This window comes from Capilliphycus salinus ALCB114379 (assembly GCF_047276495.1).
Classification (GTDB): domain Bacteria; phylum Cyanobacteriota; class Cyanobacteriia; order Cyanobacteriales; family Microcoleaceae; genus Capilliphycus; species Capilliphycus salinus.
Genome location: NZ_CP178543.1, coordinates 6,898,954 through 6,915,165 on the forward strand (window position 1 = coordinate 6,898,954; position 16,212 = coordinate 6,915,165).

Consider the following 16,212-nt stretch of genomic DNA (forward strand, 5'->3'; position numbering starts at 1 on the left):
CCGAACCGACTAGAATTAACTAGCCCAACGGGGAATAAGTGGGAAAAACGTGGAGCGCAGTCCAGTGTCTTTCTCGAAATCAATCCCTGATTGATCGTCAACAAAACCCGTCGTGCATTGCCCATTGCTCTAGAGCAAACACTCCATAAACCTCGTCGGCGAAGACTCCTTTGCAGTTTTGGTGGGTTCGCCAATTTCTTCAAATCTACCAACCACCCCAGTAGGGAAGGGAGCCTAGTTGTCTCGGTGTCATCAGTCGCCATATCTCAACCCGCCCCTACAGCAGATTAACCCAGAAACTCGGGGCAAGCACAACCCCGAACACCAAACCATTCAAATGCAGATTCAGTTTGATAACACTGTGAAGGGTAAAGCAGGACAATACCTGATTATAGTTTGGCTCATTGCTGCTGTTTATTTGGCAACGGCAAAGCTGACCATTGAAACCCTGATGCTTAGTCCAACCGATGTCATATTTCTGCCCAACGCAGGAATTGCTCAGGCGGTGCTGTTGCTGTTAGGGGGTCAATACTGGCCGGGAATTACATTGGGAGCAATTTTGGCTAACCTGTGGTCGCCTGGGGGATCGATGACCAGCGCCATCATCTACAGTCTGGGGGCGACTCTACAAGTGACCTTGGCAACTTGGCTGCTGAAACAAATTAAGTTTTCCTACCGACTCCAACGCCTCCAAGATGTCTTGGGAATTATTATTTTAGCGGGGGGAATTTCCAGCCTCATCGGTGCGACCTTTTCAACGGTAAATTTGTCCCTTTCCCTATCCGAGTGGAAAAATTTTGATGAACTGTGGACCGGGTATTGGTTAGCCAACGGGATTGGTATTTTGGTCGTGACTCCGTTAATTTTAACTTGGGGGGTCCGGCTGATCGATCGATACAAACGACAAGACACAACAGAACATTCTATCCTGGCGATCGCCCGTCAAATTTTCCCCGGTCAACGCTCAGAACTTTCCCTCAGCCAACAAGCCGCCTACCTCGTCTACTCTCTGGAGGCTGTGGGCTGGTTGCTGCTGATGTTGGCGTTAAATTGGTTTGTCTTCTGTTCGCGCACCCGCACCGTTTCGATCCGTTATCCGCTAGAATATTTACCCTATCCGCTGATTGTGTGGGCTTCTCTGCGCTTTGGTCAACGCGGCGCCACCATTGCTCACGCTTTAACCGCCAGTTTTGCCGTTTGGGGATTAATGCGCGACAGCGGACCGTTTATTGATCGCGCCACCGACGTTCCTCAAATCTTCTCCCTACAGGCGTTTATTGGCGTCATGGTGATCACCGGTTTGGTTCTCGCCTCGACGGTCGCCGAACGCAAACAGGCTGAAGCCTCGCTGCGAGACAGCCAAGCGAGTTTGGCTCACGCTCAAGGTATTGCTAAAATCGGTCATTGGGACTTGCTGATTCGCGGTTCCCATCTCTACTGGTCTGATGAACTCTATCGTATTTTAGGCTTAAAACCTCAATCGGTTCCTCCTTCTTTAGAGCTATTTCTTGATTATGTACATCGCGAAGATCGGGAGTTAGTTCGCCAGTCCGTCGAGCAAGTGCTTTCCCAACAGCGTTCCTATACTATTGATTATCGCTTAGTTTTGTCCGATGGTCGCGAGCGTTTTGTGTGCGAACAAGCTGTAATTTCACCCACTCGCATTACCGGAACCGTACAGGATATTACCGAACGCAAACGTTCAGAAATGGCGTTAAGAGCCAGTGAAGAACGGTTTTCTAAGACCTTCGCCGCCAGTCCCATCGGGATTGGAATTTGCACGTTTACCGATGAATGTTTTCTCGATGTTAATGAAAGTTTTCTTCGTCAGCTAGGTTGGAAGCGCGACCAAGTAATTAACGCCACCACCCAAGAGTTAAAACTGTGGGTTAATTCCGAAGAACATTTACAACTGCGAGCGGTTCTTCAACAGCAGTATCAAGTCAGTAATCTCGAAATTCAAGTTTACAATCAACTCGGTGAAATTCGCTCTTGGTTGATTTCTATAGAATTAATTGACTTGGCGGGAATCGAATGTTTATTAATGATGGGAAATGATATTACCGAAATCAAGCAAGCTTCTTTACTTCGCAACGCCAAAGAAGCCGCAGAAGCCGCCAACCGTGCAAAAAGTTTATTTTTAGCGAATATGAGCCACGAACTTCGCACCCCGCTGAATGCGATTTTGGGTTACAGTGAATTGCTCAGAGAAGATGCTCAAGATTTGGGGTTGGAAGAATTTGTCGGAGATTTGAAAAATATTCATGTTGCCGGTCATCATTTGTTAGATTTAATTAACGATATTCTCGACTTTTCCAAAATAGAAGCCGGTCGGATGAATTTTCATTTGGAAACCTACAAAGTCACCACTTTACTTTGGGAAGTCGAAACGACAATTGCTCCTTTAGCCGAGAAAAATACTAATACTTTTAAAATAGAGATTTCCGATCAGATCGACATCATTCACACCGATATTACCAAAGTTCGACAGTCGTTATTAAATCTATTAAGTAATGCTTGTAAATTTACCGAACAGGGTTTAGTTCTGTTAAAAGTTTGGACCGAAGAAAGCGAAGACCCGACGGCTGAACTCCCCACCGTACCCCCTCCCGACTTCTCTACTCCTCGCTCAGAAAGAGATTCACTCATAACTGATGTGAGTTCTTTATCCGAAACCCCTTTACAACCAATCACTTATGTGGTCTTTGAAGTCATCGATACCGGAATTGGTATGAGTCCCAAACAAATTTCCACCGTGTTTAACCCCTTTACCCAAGCCGATGAAAGCACCACCCGCAAGTATGGCGGTACGGGTTTGGGTTTAACCATTACTCGCAAACTCTGCGAACTCATGGGCGGACAACTCACCGTTACCAGCGAATTGGGTCACGGGTCCACCTTTACCATGCGACTCCCCAAATTCCTCTATTATGCACCCGAGGAGTAGACAGGGAATAGGGAACAGGCAACAGGCAAAAGGCAACAGGCAATAGGCAAAAGGCAATAGGTAATAGGCAACAGGCAACAGGCAGAAGTCGTGATGTCAGTCGTCGTGATGTCAGGAGTCAGGAGACCGGAGTAAGCGCGTTCCGTAGTCAGCTTCGCCTACAGAATTGCCTCTTACCCCTTACCCCTTACCCTTTACCCCTTACCCTATTCACTAATAACTGGTGAGGCAGTGCTGACTTGGCGGTTTCCGTCGAGAAGCAACTGCCGAACCCGGAGGGTCACTGTTAACTGGTCACTGTTAACTGTCAAGCGGGAATACCTTTGAGGGTGCGAAGGGCTTCATCGACATGAGCTTTGAAATCAAGCATAGAATCAAAGATATGCCGTACAACGCCTTCTTTGTCAATCACATAAGTGACTCGCCCCGGAAGAACCCACAAGGTAGCGGGAACGCCGTAAAGTTTGCGAACTTGATTGCTAGAATCACTCAGTAAAACAAACGGTAAATTGTATTTTTTGGCAAATTGTTCGTGAGAATTGGCCGAGTCGGAACTAACACCAATCACCTCAGCACCGGCGTCTTTAAACACTTGATAACTATCGCGAAACGCACAGGCTTCGGACGTACATCCCGGCGTATCGTCTTTGGGGTAAAAATACAGAACAACCGCCGTTTTTCCGCGAAAATCTCCTAAGCTAACCGATTCCCCCGTTTGAGAAGTTAAAGTGAAATTCGGTGCAGTGTCTCCTACTTTAACAGCCATATCTGTTTTACCCTGTTACTATAATCTGAAAAATTTATTAACTTTCGTTATGATAGCGCGAACTGCAAACAGTCAACAAGGCAACAGGCAGAAGGCAATAGGCAATAGGGAATGGGGAATGGGGAATGGGGAATGGGGAATGGGGAATGAGGAATGGGGAATGGGGAATAGTCGGGAGTTGGTGTAGGGGCGGGTTCGGTCTTAATTTATAACCTCCCACAGACAACTGATATAAACCCGCCCAGTCGTCACCGAAAAAACTGTTCACTGTCAACTGTCATTACTGGTGACTGGTGACTGTAAACTGGTCACTGTAAACTGGTGACTGGTCACTGTAAACTGGTAACTGTAAACTGGTAACTGTAAACTGTAAAAAGCCGCCCCTACAACGCCGGTGATGGGTTCGCAGGTACCGGAGTGACTGAAAAAGACTGTCAGATAAAAAGGAGTTTGAACGATGGGAACTCAATCCCATGTCGATATCGATATCGCCCCCTTTATCGATCATACGCTACTTAACCCCCTGGCTACTCGCGACCAAATCGAACAATACTGCGAAGAAGCTTTAAGATATAAATTTGCCTCGGTTTGTGTTTATCCGAGTCATGTCCGTCAAGTTAGAGAATTACTGCATGGAAAACCCCCAAAAGTCTGTACTGTAATTAGTTATCCCAGCGGGTCCAGCACTTCAACCGTCAAACTCTACGAAAGTCTAGAAGCCGTTGAAAATGGCGCCACCGAGTTAGATGTCGTGATTAACTTAAGTTGGGTCAAAAGCGGAAAAACTGACGAACTGCATCGAGAAATTGCCGAAATTTGCGAACAAACAGGCCAAACGGTCAAAGCAATTATCGAAACAACCGTTCTCAGCAACGCCGAAAAACAACTGGTCGCCGAAGTGTTAATGGATGCCGGTGTTGCGTATTTACAAACCAGTACCGGCTGGTACGGAGGCGCGACTGTTGAGGATGTGGGTCTGCTCAAACAGTTTACCAGAGGACGGATAGGGATTAAAGCTTCCGGTGGAATTACAACCTACGAACAAGCGATCGATTTAATCATAGCCGGTGCCACCAATTTGGGTACTTCTCGGGGTGTTTACTTGCTCCGTCAGCGGGATGAAACCGATGAGAATCAATAACCGATGAATCGAACCTACACCGTCACCGGAATTAATTTAAAGGGAATCCCATTGGGAGAATCCGATCGCATTTTAACGATTTTAACACCCGAACAGGGTTTAATTCGGGCTGTTGCTCCGGGTGCGAGAAAACCGCGATCAAAACTGGGAGGACGCAGCGAGTTATTTATCGTTAATCAACTCTTTCTCTCTAAGGGGCGATCGCTTGATAGAATTAGCCAAGCCGAAATGATCAAATCCTACGGCGGTTTGAGTCAAAATCTGGGGAAACTAGCAGCCAGTCAATATTTAGCCGAAGTCGTGTTATCCGTCGCCCTCAGCGAACATCCCCAGGAAGAACTGTTTCTGCTGTTAAACGAACATTTAGATCGCTTAGAACATTTACCCAATACCCCCAATATTGAAACCTTCACCGCCATTGTTGCTTATCTGACTCACGGGATGTTTCACCTGCTGGCTTGGACGGGACTGGCGCCCCAAGTCCAACACTGCTGTATTAGCCAACGTCCCCTGATCCCCAATTTTAACGATCCCCGTTGGCGTGTCGGTTTCAACTCAGAAGCGGGGGGAGTTATCAGTCTAGAAACCCCAGAAAAACCCACTCTCGACAAAAGATTTCCCCAATCTACACAGCCAATACCCGCCTCTGGGGGGAGAAGCCATGTTAAACTAAGTGCAGTTCAGTTAGCTATTTTGCAAAGATTGGCTCATCCTCGTTTGAGCGATGAGTTTGAGTCGGGGCTGAAGTTTCAACAAACTGCGGCTATACCAATTGTCCATCCTATTCCTCTGTCTGATTGGGTATCGGTTGAACGCCTTTTACGGCGATATGCTGAATATCAATTCGGACGTGCTATCCGCTCGGCGACGTTGATTGACACCTATGTTGAGCAATTTCAACCGAGGGATTTCTGATTGAAATTTTGGCTAAAGTTTGACTCCAGATTTCAACAGAAATATTCAACAATAAAACGGTTAGCCGCCATTAATCGCGCTCAAAAACTTATAAAGAACAGAGGAATAAGTGAGTCGAGTAGAAGGGTTTAGTGCAGTCAATACCCGAGTCTTCAGCCCGAACAAATGCTTTCTGAAGCGAATAGAAAAACAGATAGACATCCGAAGTACGGATTAACTCAATACGCTCGTCGAATAAATCTATGCTTCAAGCGAGTTAACTTAATCCGTTTTTCGAGGACGGGATCTGTTATATAATCCGTTTGGGTGTCGAACAGTTCGCTTAACCTCAGAAAGAAAATTTAATTCTCCAAAGGAGAGTGATTAATTTTAGAGCGGGTGAACTGGACAGGGGTTAAATCAACCGGAGAAAATAGAGATTCAAGTTGAAAAACAGATAAAGTTATCTGTAGGATGCCAAAATTTATTCGAGGATCAGACTACAAAGATAACCCGTTTTTTGACTGCCCATCTATTTTCACAGGATTAACGGCAGAGTTGCCATTTTCCCAAAATAGAAGGAACAGTTTCCTGACCTTAAATACAATCAAAAATATTAAGTAAATCCTCGTGTTCCCCTGTCCGAAACTCAAATCAACCTAATTTGCTGAGTCGGCTAAATCTAAAAAATATAATGCGATCGCTAAATTCAGAAAAACAGTCCGCTTTAAACACATCCAAATCCACCCTAAAAAAAGAGGCAAAAAACGGTTATTTAGAACCGTCTTTTACACCTGAAGAATCCCTAAAATCTAAAAATAATGGCAATGGAAATTATGGAAAACAAACCGATCAAACTCCCCCAAACAATGCGCCATCTTCCCCCTCAAATATGCAGTTAGAAGAAGAGGAAGAACGGGGATTTCTACCCGTATTTAGAAATCAAAACTTCTTGGTTCTCTGGAGCGGTCAAGTCTTCTCCCAACTGGCGGATAAAGTTTATCTGGTGTTGATGATTGCCTTGATTTCTACGCGCTTTCAACAACCCGATCAAAGCATAAGCGGTTGGGTGTCAGCGGTGATGATTGCCTTTACAATTCCGGCAGTTTTATTCGGAGCGGGAGCGGGAGTTTATGTAGATCGGTGGCCGAAAAAAATCGTTTTAGTCCTGACAAATCTGCTTCGAGGCGGGTTTGTTTTAGCCGTTCCTCTGATCTTATGGTTTTCAGACGGAATCAGCTTAGGTAGTCTACCGTTGGGTTTTTGCCTGTTACTAACGATTACCTTTTTAGTCTCAACATTAACTCAATTTTTTGCCCCCGCCGAACAGACGGTAATTCCTCTAATTGTAGAACGAAATCATTTACTTTCTGCCAATTCCCTCTACACAACCACAATGATGGCATCGGTGATTATTGGCTTTGCAGTAGGAGAACCCCTGTTAGCCATTGCCGATAAATTCTTTGAAAATATGGGTTGGGGACTCGATATCGGTAAAGAGTTAATCGTTGGCGGTGCTTATGCGATCGCCGGCTTGCTATTATTGGGGATAAAAGTCAAAGAAAAAAGAAACTTTCAAGCAGAAAGTCCCCACATTTTAGACGATTTGCGCGAGGGAATTCAATATCTCAACGACCATCACAAAGTTCGCAATGCCCTAATTCAACTAATTATTTTATTTAGCATCTTCGCCGCTTTAGCGGTTCTAGCGGTTCGTTTGGCGGAAATCATCCCCTCCCTCAAATCTTCCCAATTTGGCTTTTTATTAGCAGCCGCAGGCGTAGGTATGGGCATCGGTGCGGCTTTATTGGGTCAACTCGGACATCGATTATCTCACAGCCAACTGGCCCTAGTCGGTTCGATTGGGTTGGCCAGTTGCTTAATGGGTTTGGCCCTCTTTGGCCAACAGTTAGTTTCGGCTTTAATTTTAATTATCGTTCTGGGCTTGTGTGCGGCTGTGGTGGGTATTCCCATGCAAACCACCATCCAAGCCGAAACACCCGAACAAATGCGAGGAAAAGTCTTTGGCTTGCAGAATAACGCCGTTAATATAGCCCTAAGTTTACCCTTAGCCTTAGCCGGTGTTGCCGAAACCTATGTGGGTATATCCGCAGTCTTTGTTGGTTTGGCGGCGATGGCTAGTTTAGGAGGGGTTTTAACCTGGTACATCACCAGACGAGAGTTTAAACAGTAAGCAATTTACAGTCACCAGTCACCAGTCACCAGTCACCAGTGTTTTCACTTTTCAGTGACCAGTTTTTACAGCTTACAGTCATCATTTTGCCTGTTGACTTTTGCTAGAAGCGCCTATTGCCTCTTAACTGGTGACTGAGTGAGCGACAGCGAACGTGTGACGGGTTCGGCAGTGCGGTCTTGGGGTCCCCCCAAGTAGAGCAACGGACGTTCCCGAAGGGTGACTGGTGACTGTTCATTGGCTTGTCCGAAAGACATAGAATCGGTAAATTTAGATGCGTAATAGCTTATTCGTGGTAAATTCATCCAAAACCAACGAATGAAACTCTTATTCATCTGAATGCATATTGCTTGGCTTGGAAAAAAATCACCCTTCTGTGGGAATGTCACCTATTCGAGAGAAGTCACCAACACTCTACTAGATAGAGGATATCAGGTCAGCTTCCTCCATTTTGCCTCGGAAAACTCCCACGCCGAACGTCGAGATGAGTGGCCGGTTAGCAATGGCCAAGCCCCAACCCCGACTCGGGATTGGTCCTTAAGCTGCCAGACTCAAACCTCTCCGGTAATGACTCAGGAAGTACCGCTTCCCTGTCTGTATAAATCTCAAATTTATACAATTCCCACGTTTAAATCGAGTAAAGTCTTGATGAAGTCATTACGACAATTAAAACCCGATTTGGTTCATGCGTCGTTAACCCTATCTCCCCTCGATTTTGTCCTCCCGGAGATTTGTGAGGAACTCAATTTACCTTTGGTCGCCACGTTTCATCCCCCATTTGACCGCAAACTGCGGAATTTGACATCCGGTACCCAACACCTGATGTATCAGATTTACGCTCCTTTTCTGGCGAACTACGATAGCGTTATCGTATTTTCTCAAATTCAGCGGGATTTGTTAGTGCGCTTGGGCGTACCGGAAACCAAAGTCGCCGTTATTCCCAATGGAGTTGATGAACTCAAATATTCACCCGGACCCTCTCGACTGAAAGCCGAGTTGGGCGCCGAACGTGTGTTTGTTTATCAAGGTCGGGTCGCCCCCGAAAAAAATGTTGAGTCCCTTCTCAAAGCCTGGAAAAAGTCGGAAATGGGACAAGATTCCCATTTAGTGATTGTCGGAGATGGGCCGCTAGCCGATTCATTGCAAATGTATTATGGTTTTGAAGATGGAGTTGTTTGGCTCGGTTTTGTGGCTGATGAAGATAAACGGATTGAAATTTTGCGGGGGGCGGATGTGTTTATTTTGCCTTCTCTGGTGGAGGGATTATCGCTATCATTACTCGAAGCAATGGCTTGTGGGGTCGCTTGCATTGCTACAGATGCGGGTGCCGATGGAGAAGTTTTAGAAGGAGGTGCGGGGATTGTTTTGGAAACTCAAGGGGTGGCGACTCAGTTGAGAACTTTATTACCCCTATTTCGGGATCATCGCGAGTTAAGTACACTTTTAGGGTACAAAGCTCGAACTCGGGTATTAGATCGCTATACGCTGAGTCGAAATATTACTCAAATGGAACAGTTGTACGCTGAGATTGTTGAACAAAAACAACTTTTTATTCCCCGTCGATAAACTTTTGGGAATGGGGATGGGTTAACTCACTTTGATGAATATTTAATCACGACCGCTCCCGATGGTGAACCGAGAACGAACCATTATTGTATTAGGAATTGTCAGTGCGATCGCCTCTGTTGTGATTGGAGTGGCGAGAACAGCAACCGTCTCTGAACTCCCAGAGAAAAAACCTGACTACGAACGACTTTCAAAAATGTTAGCGGCTCGAGCGTTTGAAAAAGCGGATAGACAAACCTATCGAATCATGTTGATGGTCTTGCGGAAGTATCCGGATCGGCTTTCAAAATCGGTTTATTTGACAGAAGATGATATTGCCAATTTTCCCTGTGAAGATTTACTCAGGATCGATGAAGTTTGGCATCAATATACTCGGGGAAAGTTTAGTTTTAGAACTCAGCAGCAAATTTGGATGAATCTTCAACAGAGTCAGGTTTCTAAAACTTTGAATTTTTCAAAATTCTTTGAGGATTTTGCCCAACAGGTCAATTGGAAAGTTGCTCAAGGTTGGAAATCTTATGAGGAATTAACTTTTGATTTACAAGCCAAACCCGGACATTTACCCGCTTTGGCTTCCGGGGGTTCGGTGACAACAACGGTTCAAAACAATGATTTAAACCAGAAAACAGATACACCGCTTTGGGGATTTAATGTCAACTGTATTCGGGAAAACCAGGAAGGTCAGTTGATTCGTTGCACGCCGAATCTTAGTCCGGCTATTTTTTCTCGGTTGGCTAGTTGTCAACTCAAAATGTAATTAAATTTCTTCACGAAAAGGGAAACCCCGAAGAATGAATTTTCAATTGAAAACAGGTACTAAAATTTAGACCTGAATGTTTCAACCGATCATTCAACGGGGTTCCCTTCTAGATGTCGGATTATGTTATTGAATTATTAATCTAAGCGGGGATGGCGGTTACTTGTTTCGCCTTCATTGAGATCGGGCGCATCGTAGATACCAAACTCGTTAATACCACAATCGCGCATAATAGATTCAGCTTGATCTAATTGATCGCCCCTCCCACTGACCATTAACAAATAATCACCGGCTTTAACACGATTTTCATAAACTTTCGCCTGCTCTTCGGGAATTCCCATTCCGGTTAATGCTCCCACCAGTCCACCGGTTAAAGCACCAATACCTGCACCGGCTGCGGTGGTTCCTAATGCGGACAATTCTCCGGCGATCAGTGCAGGACCTACTCCCGGAATAGCCAATGTACCCAAACCAACCAGTAAACCTGTAATACCACCTAAAACGGTACCTGTTACCGCACCAATTCCCGCACCTTCAGATGCTTCGTTTCCTTCTCCATGATCTTTAATTTCGTCGGCGCCTTCAACGTCATCAATATTGCGAGCAATCAAAGAAACTCGATCCATATCGTAGTTAGAATCTTTAAATCTGCGAATTGCTCTTTCAATATCATGGCGATCGTGGAAAACACCTACGGCGCGTCTATAAAGACCAGTACGTTCTCTTGTAACTGTCATTAGTTAACCTCATAAATTTACATTCTTTCTTTTACGATGCCTCAATTTAATAACTTTTACATCCCCCCTGAGTCACAGTTGATTAAAACATTAATCTATAAAAAGGAATAAATTGATCTCAATCTTTTTTTCCTAAATCAGTTAAATTTCGCTGAAGTTATTGTCAATTAAGCCGAATCTATTTTTTCAGCAAATTGTAAAGTTTTTTTGAGCCGATGTCTAAATTGAAACTCCGATCAACTTTTTCTAATATTTCCTGCTGTCGATCGCGGCTTAACTTCCCCCACCCGGTCTGTCTATCCCCGGGAAAACTGGGGAGTCTTTCACAAAAAAAGATTCCCCAACTCAACACCCTCAGGCGACCGGTACGATCGCATCCGACAGAATGTTAAGATTGAAATAAAATGTTACTTTTAGGAGCTTGGGGGATAAACGCCGTTGCTGAGTGCAATTTGTCTATCTTCGCCTCATTTTTACTCCAGGCGGTCGTCTCAAATCGGATAAGATGCGATCGCACAGTGATACTCTAGATAGAAGCATTCAAAACATTAATATAAAGTAAAGTGAAGTTGCAATGAGTGAATCGACCCAAATTCCCTATCTGTTGCGGGCTGCGCGTGGAGAAGTATTAGACCGTCCTCCCGTGTGGATGATGCGACAGGCGGGTCGCTATATGAAAGCCTATCGGGACTTGCGCGACCAATACCCCTCTTTTCGCGATCGCTCTGAAAAAACGGATATCGCTGTTGAAATTTCCCTTCAACCCTATCGCGCTTTTCAACCCGATGGTGTGATTCTGTTTTCCGATATTCTCACTCCTTTACCGGGAATGGGGATTAATTTCGATATCATTGAAAGCAAGGGGCCGATTATCGATCCGCCCATTCGCAGTTTATCTCAAATCGAACAACTTTATCCCCTCCAACCGGAAGAATCTCTGCCGTTTATTCGAGAAATTTTACAAACTTTACGCCAAGAAGTCGGAAATAACGCCGCAGTTTTAGGATTTGTTGGCGCTCCCTGGACTTTGGCGGCTTATGCGATCGAAGGGAAAAGTTCCAAGGATTACACTGTTATCAAAAGTATGGCATTTTCTGAGCCGGAAATGCTCCATCAATTCCTCGGAAAATTAGCCGATTCGATCGCGACTTATGTTCGCTATCAAATTGATTCCGGCGCTCAAATTGTACAGATGTTTGATTCTTGGGCGGGTCAATTAACGCCTCAAGATTACGAAACGTTTGCTTTACCTTATCAAAAACGAGTTGTCGATCAGGTCAAGCAAACTCACCCCGATACGCCGATGATTCTTTATATTAACGGAAGTTCGGGAATATTAGAACGGATGTCAAAATCCGGCGTTGATATGATTAGTGTAGACTGGACTGTAGATATGGCTGAAGCAAGAACTCGCATCGGTCATCATCTGGGAGTTCAAGGAAATATCGATCCCTGCGTTTTATTTGGTTCAAAACAGCTAATTCGCGATCGCATTTTAGAAACGATTCAAAAAGCCGGAAAACGGGGTCATATCCTCAATCTCGGACATGGCGTTTTGCAAAAAACACCGGAAGAAAATGTTGCTTATTTCTTTGAAACTGCAAAACAAGCCGATCAATTGTTAGCGGTTCCCGTTTAAATTTCAAAGGCTGAAGAATGACGGATAGCATTTTCGAGTTTGGCTTAAAATCTATCCGTTAGTTCTTTTATTTTGTTTATGACCAAACGAATTTTAATCACCGGCGCGAGTGGCTGTATCGGTCACTATATTGCTGAAATTCTGATTCAACAAACGGATTATGAACTGTATTTTTTGGTTCGCAACCCAGATAAGTTGGGGTTTGATTATACAGCCCGTCCGGGTATTTTTATTATTCAAGCCGATCTGCGAGATATTCAACAATATAGCGAACTTTTACCCACAATTAATATTGCAATTTTAGCCGCGACTTCTTGGGGAGGACTTGAGGAAGTTTTTGAGGTAAATGTTAACAGTACATTGAACTTAATTAAACATCTAAACCCCGAAACTTGCGAACAAATTCTCTACTTTTCAACGGCGAGTGTTTTGGGTCGGGATAATCAAATGTTAAAAGAAGCGGGGGAAATTGGAACGGATTATATTCGTTCAAAATACGAATGTTTGCGTCAATTATTAGACCTTCAACAAACCTTACCGCCTTTGAAAATATTATTTCCAACGTTCGTCTTGGGAGGAGATTCAAATAAACCCTATTCTCATCTATCTTCGGGTTTACCGGATGTGGTCAAATGGCTGGATTTAATTCGTTGGTTAAAAGCGGATGGGGGTTTTCATTTTATCCACGCCGAAGACATCGCCAAAGTTGTATTTTATCTCGTTAACCATCCCCCAAATTCATCGGAAACCGAACAAATTATTTTAGGAAATTCAGCAATTACTGTTAACGAAACCGTCGAAGAAATTTGTAAGTTTTATCATAAAAACATCTATTTTCGCTTTAATTTATCTCCCGGACTCACCAATATTGTTATTAAAGTCTTTAAAATTCAAATGGCAGACTGGGATAGATTTTGTTTAAATTATCGTTATTTTACCTACCAAAACCCTGTTAATCCTTCTGTTTTTAACGTTCAACCCTCTTATCCAACACTCACAGATATTTTAAAACAGAGTTCAAAGAAATAACTAATATTTTTAAATCTAGCAGCTTTTGCCTATCGACTGTTCCAAACTTTCCCTCAAATACTTTTATTCCAATACTCTAAACCAGTTACTATTATGTCTTCTAACCACTGCTTGAAACGTTCTACTAAATTATCTTCTTCATCTGCATAAGAAAACTGAAACGGAGAATCTGTTAAAGACTGAATCTCACTAATATTCCGCTCACCTTCTTCAGAATCATCCCTATGATAGGCACAGGCAGTACAAACAAGTAGTCCCCGGTATTCATGTCCAAGAACATGAAATGAGAGAAGAAGCGTAGTTGATGTTTCTACATTAATAACTAATTGAATCCAAGTATGGTAGTTCCGAATATTGGCAAAGTACCCCAACTGTTTAGCTGTTTCCACAACTTGGTAACGATGGTAATATGAGCGAGAATCGCCAAGAGGGGAAGAAATCGTAAAAACCTGTGCGTCATCTATAAAATTCTGAACAGATAGCTTAATTTCATCAGCAACATCTTCTAGGCGATTAACAGCTATATCAAACAAATTTGTAGCAAAGCTTTCTGCTTTCTTACACCTTTCCTGAATAGATGCTGACTGATTTCGCTTTAATTTTTCAGCAATAGAAGAAATGATAACTTGAGTTCGTCGTGCCTTTGATAAAACTTGTTCTGACAGCCCTAGACTTCTTAAAAAAGCTTGCTTTTGACTTTTGGCAAATAGATTAATGAGACTGGATAGATTACCTTGATCCGCTTCTTCTAAAGCCGTGATGTAAACTGCTCGATCATCACGAGTAAGAACCAAAGGAAACCAACTGGCTTGGATAAATACTAAACTAGCTAAACACCGAGCTACACGACCATTTCCATCCTGAAAGGGATGAATTTGAGTAAATCGATGATGTAACCATGCCGCTTCAATCTCAGGAGGAACTTTTTGATCGCGATGTTGATGATGTAATTCAATTAGTCTATCCATCTCAGATGCAACCTGTTCAGGAGGACAATACTCATGAACAGAACCATCTGGTCGCAGAGGGTTATTAGGTTGACGTTTCCAGTCACCTTTTATTAAAGAAACACGAAATATATTTCCTGTAAATGAGTCTAAAGCTTCTGTACTATCCTGACTCTGAGTTAAAAGTTGATGTAACTGCTTGATATAGAAAGTTGATAGTGTCCTTTGTCCACCGACAAAATCAAACAATCCTTCAATTGCAGCCTCTTGATCTTTAATAAGAGAAACCACCTGTTTAACTGGACGATCTGTAGCTCCATGAGGAATTAATGCCTCATTAATTCCCTGCTCAATCAACAAACGAGTGATGCCGCGATCTATTGTATATAAACGCTCAATTATTCCAGTTTCAATTGCTATTTCTCTACGCAGCTTCTCGTTGAAAGCTTGGAACTCTCCTGATTGACGAAGACGATCAGCTTGCTCATTCCAAACAGTCACTAGGGGTGGTAACTCAGAACTTGCTAAATTTTTCCAGGTAGAGGGTAAATCTTCTATTTGTTGCCACAGCATAAATGTTTGTTTGGAAAAGTATTTCCGAATATTGTAACATCTTGTTTTTAAAATATCTTAAAACTCTCAAAATTTCCTTGACGAATTCAAGGGCTGCGATCGCTTGAGAGCGCTTAACACTGGGAAAATGATCTAAGAATTCATCGAGTGAATCACCTGCTTGGAGATAATCAAGCAGAGTTTTCATGGGTACACGAGTTCCAACAAAAACAGGAGTTCCACCTAAGATGTCAGGGTCACTATGAATAACACGCGCTGCGGTTGCCATGTCAGTTATCCGGTAGTAGGAATTACTCTGATTTTAGCCTATCTTCAAACACAAAACTAACTAAGCTTATTGTTATTGATGTGTTTCCATTCTGCTTTAAACAGTATTCTGCACGAGCCATTCTATAACTTCTTGTGCATTTTTGTCGGGTGGGAAAACGGGATAAAAGACTTTAACAATTTTTCCATTATCTGCAATTAGGGTGAGTCGCTTAATTAATCGTTTTCCCTTGACTTCAAAGGTGGGTAATTTTAATGAGGTTGTCAGTAGAAAATCTGCATCACTGAGAAGTCCAAAAGGCAAGTGCAGTCGTTCAACTGCTTCTTGTTGGGATGATGAATCTTGTGTACTCAGTCCGTATACCTGAACACCCAGAGTTTGTAATTCAGCATGATAATCCCGAAAAGCACAAGATTGCCAAGTACAACCCGCAGCGCCCGGTATCTGTTCCCATCCATCCGGTATGGGTACGTTAGGTTGCTTCGTCATGGGATAACAGTAAAGAACAACCTTTCCCAAAAGAGTTGATAAGTCTAATTGATTACCGCCAGTAGAAGTAAGTGTTAATTGAGGTAATCTCTCACCCAAAAGGTGATTACACGCCCCGTCATCCTGGGGAATTGGTAATTTTGATAAATCAGGTAAATATTCCATCTACAACTCCCTAATCTAACCAATAACTTAAGCGGTCTAACTTAGAATTTTAGATGAATATCGGATATTGTATAGTGCTACTTAAATGCAGAGGCAACAG

Annotated in this window: 15 protein-coding genes; 9 read left to right on the forward strand and 6 right to left on the reverse strand. The window is 43.4% G+C overall.

The window, feature by feature from the left end; all coding sequences use genetic code 11:
• Positions 1–238: 238 nt before the first annotated feature.
• A complete protein-coding gene (locus ACL6C3_RS27925) occupies positions 239–2,947 on the forward strand; it encodes an MASE1 domain-containing protein (protein WP_413163064.1) in 2,709 nt (902 codons plus the stop codon).
• A gap of 307 nt (positions 2,948–3,254) precedes the next feature.
• On the opposite strand, the gene ACL6C3_RS27930 is transcribed toward ACL6C3_RS27925, so the two are convergent.
• A complete protein-coding gene (locus ACL6C3_RS27930; RefSeq protein ID WP_413163065.1) occupies positions 3,255–3,713 on the reverse strand; it encodes a peroxiredoxin in 459 nt (152 codons plus the stop codon).
• A 49-nt stretch (positions 3,714–3,762) separates the two neighbouring features.
• Here ACL6C3_RS27930 and ACL6C3_RS27935 point away from each other — a divergent pair, with 49 nt between their 5' ends.
• The 4 genes from ACL6C3_RS27935 to ACL6C3_RS27950 all read left to right on the forward strand — a co-directional run bounded on the left by ACL6C3_RS27935 (position 3,763) and on the right by ACL6C3_RS27950 (position 7,942).
• Positions 3,763–3,900 carry a hypothetical protein gene (locus ACL6C3_RS27935; protein ID WP_413163067.1) on the forward strand — a complete coding sequence of 46 codons (138 nt, stop codon included), beginning with the start codon at positions 3,763–3,765 and terminating at the stop codon, positions 3,898–3,900.
• Positions 3,901–4,170: 270 nt separating this feature from the next.
• Positions 4,171–4,854: a deoxyribose-phosphate aldolase gene (gene deoC / locus ACL6C3_RS27940; RefSeq protein ID WP_413163068.1), complete on the forward strand. Its 684-nt coding sequence runs from the start codon at positions 4,171–4,173 to the stop codon at positions 4,852–4,854.
• Positions 4,855–4,857: 3 nt separating this feature from the next.
• Positions 4,858–5,769, forward strand: a complete 912-nt coding sequence (gene recO, locus ACL6C3_RS27945; RefSeq protein WP_413163071.1) for a DNA repair protein RecO — start codon at positions 4,858–4,860, stop codon at positions 5,767–5,769.
• A 673-nt stretch (positions 5,770–6,442) separates the two neighbouring features.
• Positions 6,443–7,942 (forward strand): MFS transporter, encoded by a 1,500-nt coding sequence (locus tag ACL6C3_RS27950; protein ID WP_413163072.1) that lies wholly within the window; start codon positions 6,443–6,445, stop codon positions 7,940–7,942.
• A 113-nt stretch (positions 7,943–8,055) separates the two neighbouring features.
• Here the strand turns inward: ACL6C3_RS27950 and ACL6C3_RS27955 are convergent, their stop codons facing one another.
• Positions 8,056–8,277, reverse strand: coding sequence for a hypothetical protein (locus ACL6C3_RS27955; protein WP_413163073.1), 222 nt, complete (start codon positions 8,275–8,277; stop codon positions 8,056–8,058).
• A 4-nt stretch (positions 8,278–8,281) separates the two neighbouring features.
• Here ACL6C3_RS27955 and ACL6C3_RS27960 point away from each other — a divergent pair, with 4 nt between their 5' ends.
• Both ACL6C3_RS27960 and ACL6C3_RS27965 read left to right on the forward strand, forming a co-directional pair.
• Positions 8,282–9,508 carry a glycosyltransferase family 4 protein gene (locus ACL6C3_RS27960; protein ID WP_413163074.1) on the forward strand — a complete coding sequence of 409 codons (1,227 nt, stop codon included), beginning with the start codon at positions 8,282–8,284 and terminating at the stop codon, positions 9,506–9,508.
• A gap of 61 nt (positions 9,509–9,569) precedes the next feature.
• On the forward strand, positions 9,570–10,265 hold the full coding sequence (locus tag ACL6C3_RS27965) for a GUN4 domain-containing protein (protein ID WP_413163076.1): 696 nt from the start codon (positions 9,570–9,572) through the stop codon (positions 10,263–10,265).
• A 137-nt stretch (positions 10,266–10,402) separates the two neighbouring features.
• Here the strand turns inward: ACL6C3_RS27965 and ACL6C3_RS27970 are convergent, their stop codons facing one another.
• Positions 10,403–11,002 (reverse strand): signal transduction histidine kinase (STHK), LytS, encoded by a 600-nt coding sequence (locus ACL6C3_RS27970; protein WP_413163077.1) that lies wholly within the window; start codon positions 11,000–11,002, stop codon positions 10,403–10,405.
• Positions 11,003–11,576: 574 nt separating this feature from the next.
• Here ACL6C3_RS27970 and hemE point away from each other — a divergent pair.
• Entirely contained in the window at positions 11,577–12,641 is a 1,065-nt protein-coding gene (hemE, locus tag ACL6C3_RS27975) for a uroporphyrinogen decarboxylase (protein WP_413163079.1), read from the forward strand.
• A gap of 78 nt (positions 12,642–12,719) precedes the next feature.
• Positions 12,720–13,670, forward strand: coding sequence for an NAD-dependent epimerase/dehydratase family protein (locus ACL6C3_RS27980; protein WP_413163081.1), 951 nt, complete (start codon positions 12,720–12,722; stop codon positions 13,668–13,670).
• Positions 13,671–13,723: 53 nt separating this feature from the next.
• Here the strand turns inward: ACL6C3_RS27980 and ACL6C3_RS27985 are convergent, their stop codons facing one another.
• The 3 genes from ACL6C3_RS27985 to ACL6C3_RS27995 all read right to left on the reverse strand — a co-directional run bounded on the left by ACL6C3_RS27985 (position 13,724) and on the right by ACL6C3_RS27995 (position 16,112).
• On the reverse strand, positions 13,724–15,190 hold the full coding sequence (locus ACL6C3_RS27985) for a Fic family protein (RefSeq protein ID WP_413163084.1): 1,467 nt from the start codon (positions 15,188–15,190) through the stop codon (positions 13,724–13,726).
• Positions 15,132–15,458, reverse strand: coding sequence for a DUF433 domain-containing protein (locus ACL6C3_RS27990; protein WP_413163085.1), 327 nt, complete (start codon positions 15,456–15,458; stop codon positions 15,132–15,134). The genes ACL6C3_RS27985 and ACL6C3_RS27990 overlap by 59 nt, the downstream gene beginning before the upstream one ends.
• 96 nt (positions 15,459–15,554) lie before the next feature.
• Positions 15,555–16,112 carry a peroxiredoxin gene (locus ACL6C3_RS27995; protein WP_413163088.1) on the reverse strand — a complete coding sequence of 186 codons (558 nt, stop codon included), beginning with the start codon at positions 16,110–16,112 and terminating at the stop codon, positions 15,555–15,557.
• Positions 16,113–16,212: the final 100 nt, after the last annotated feature.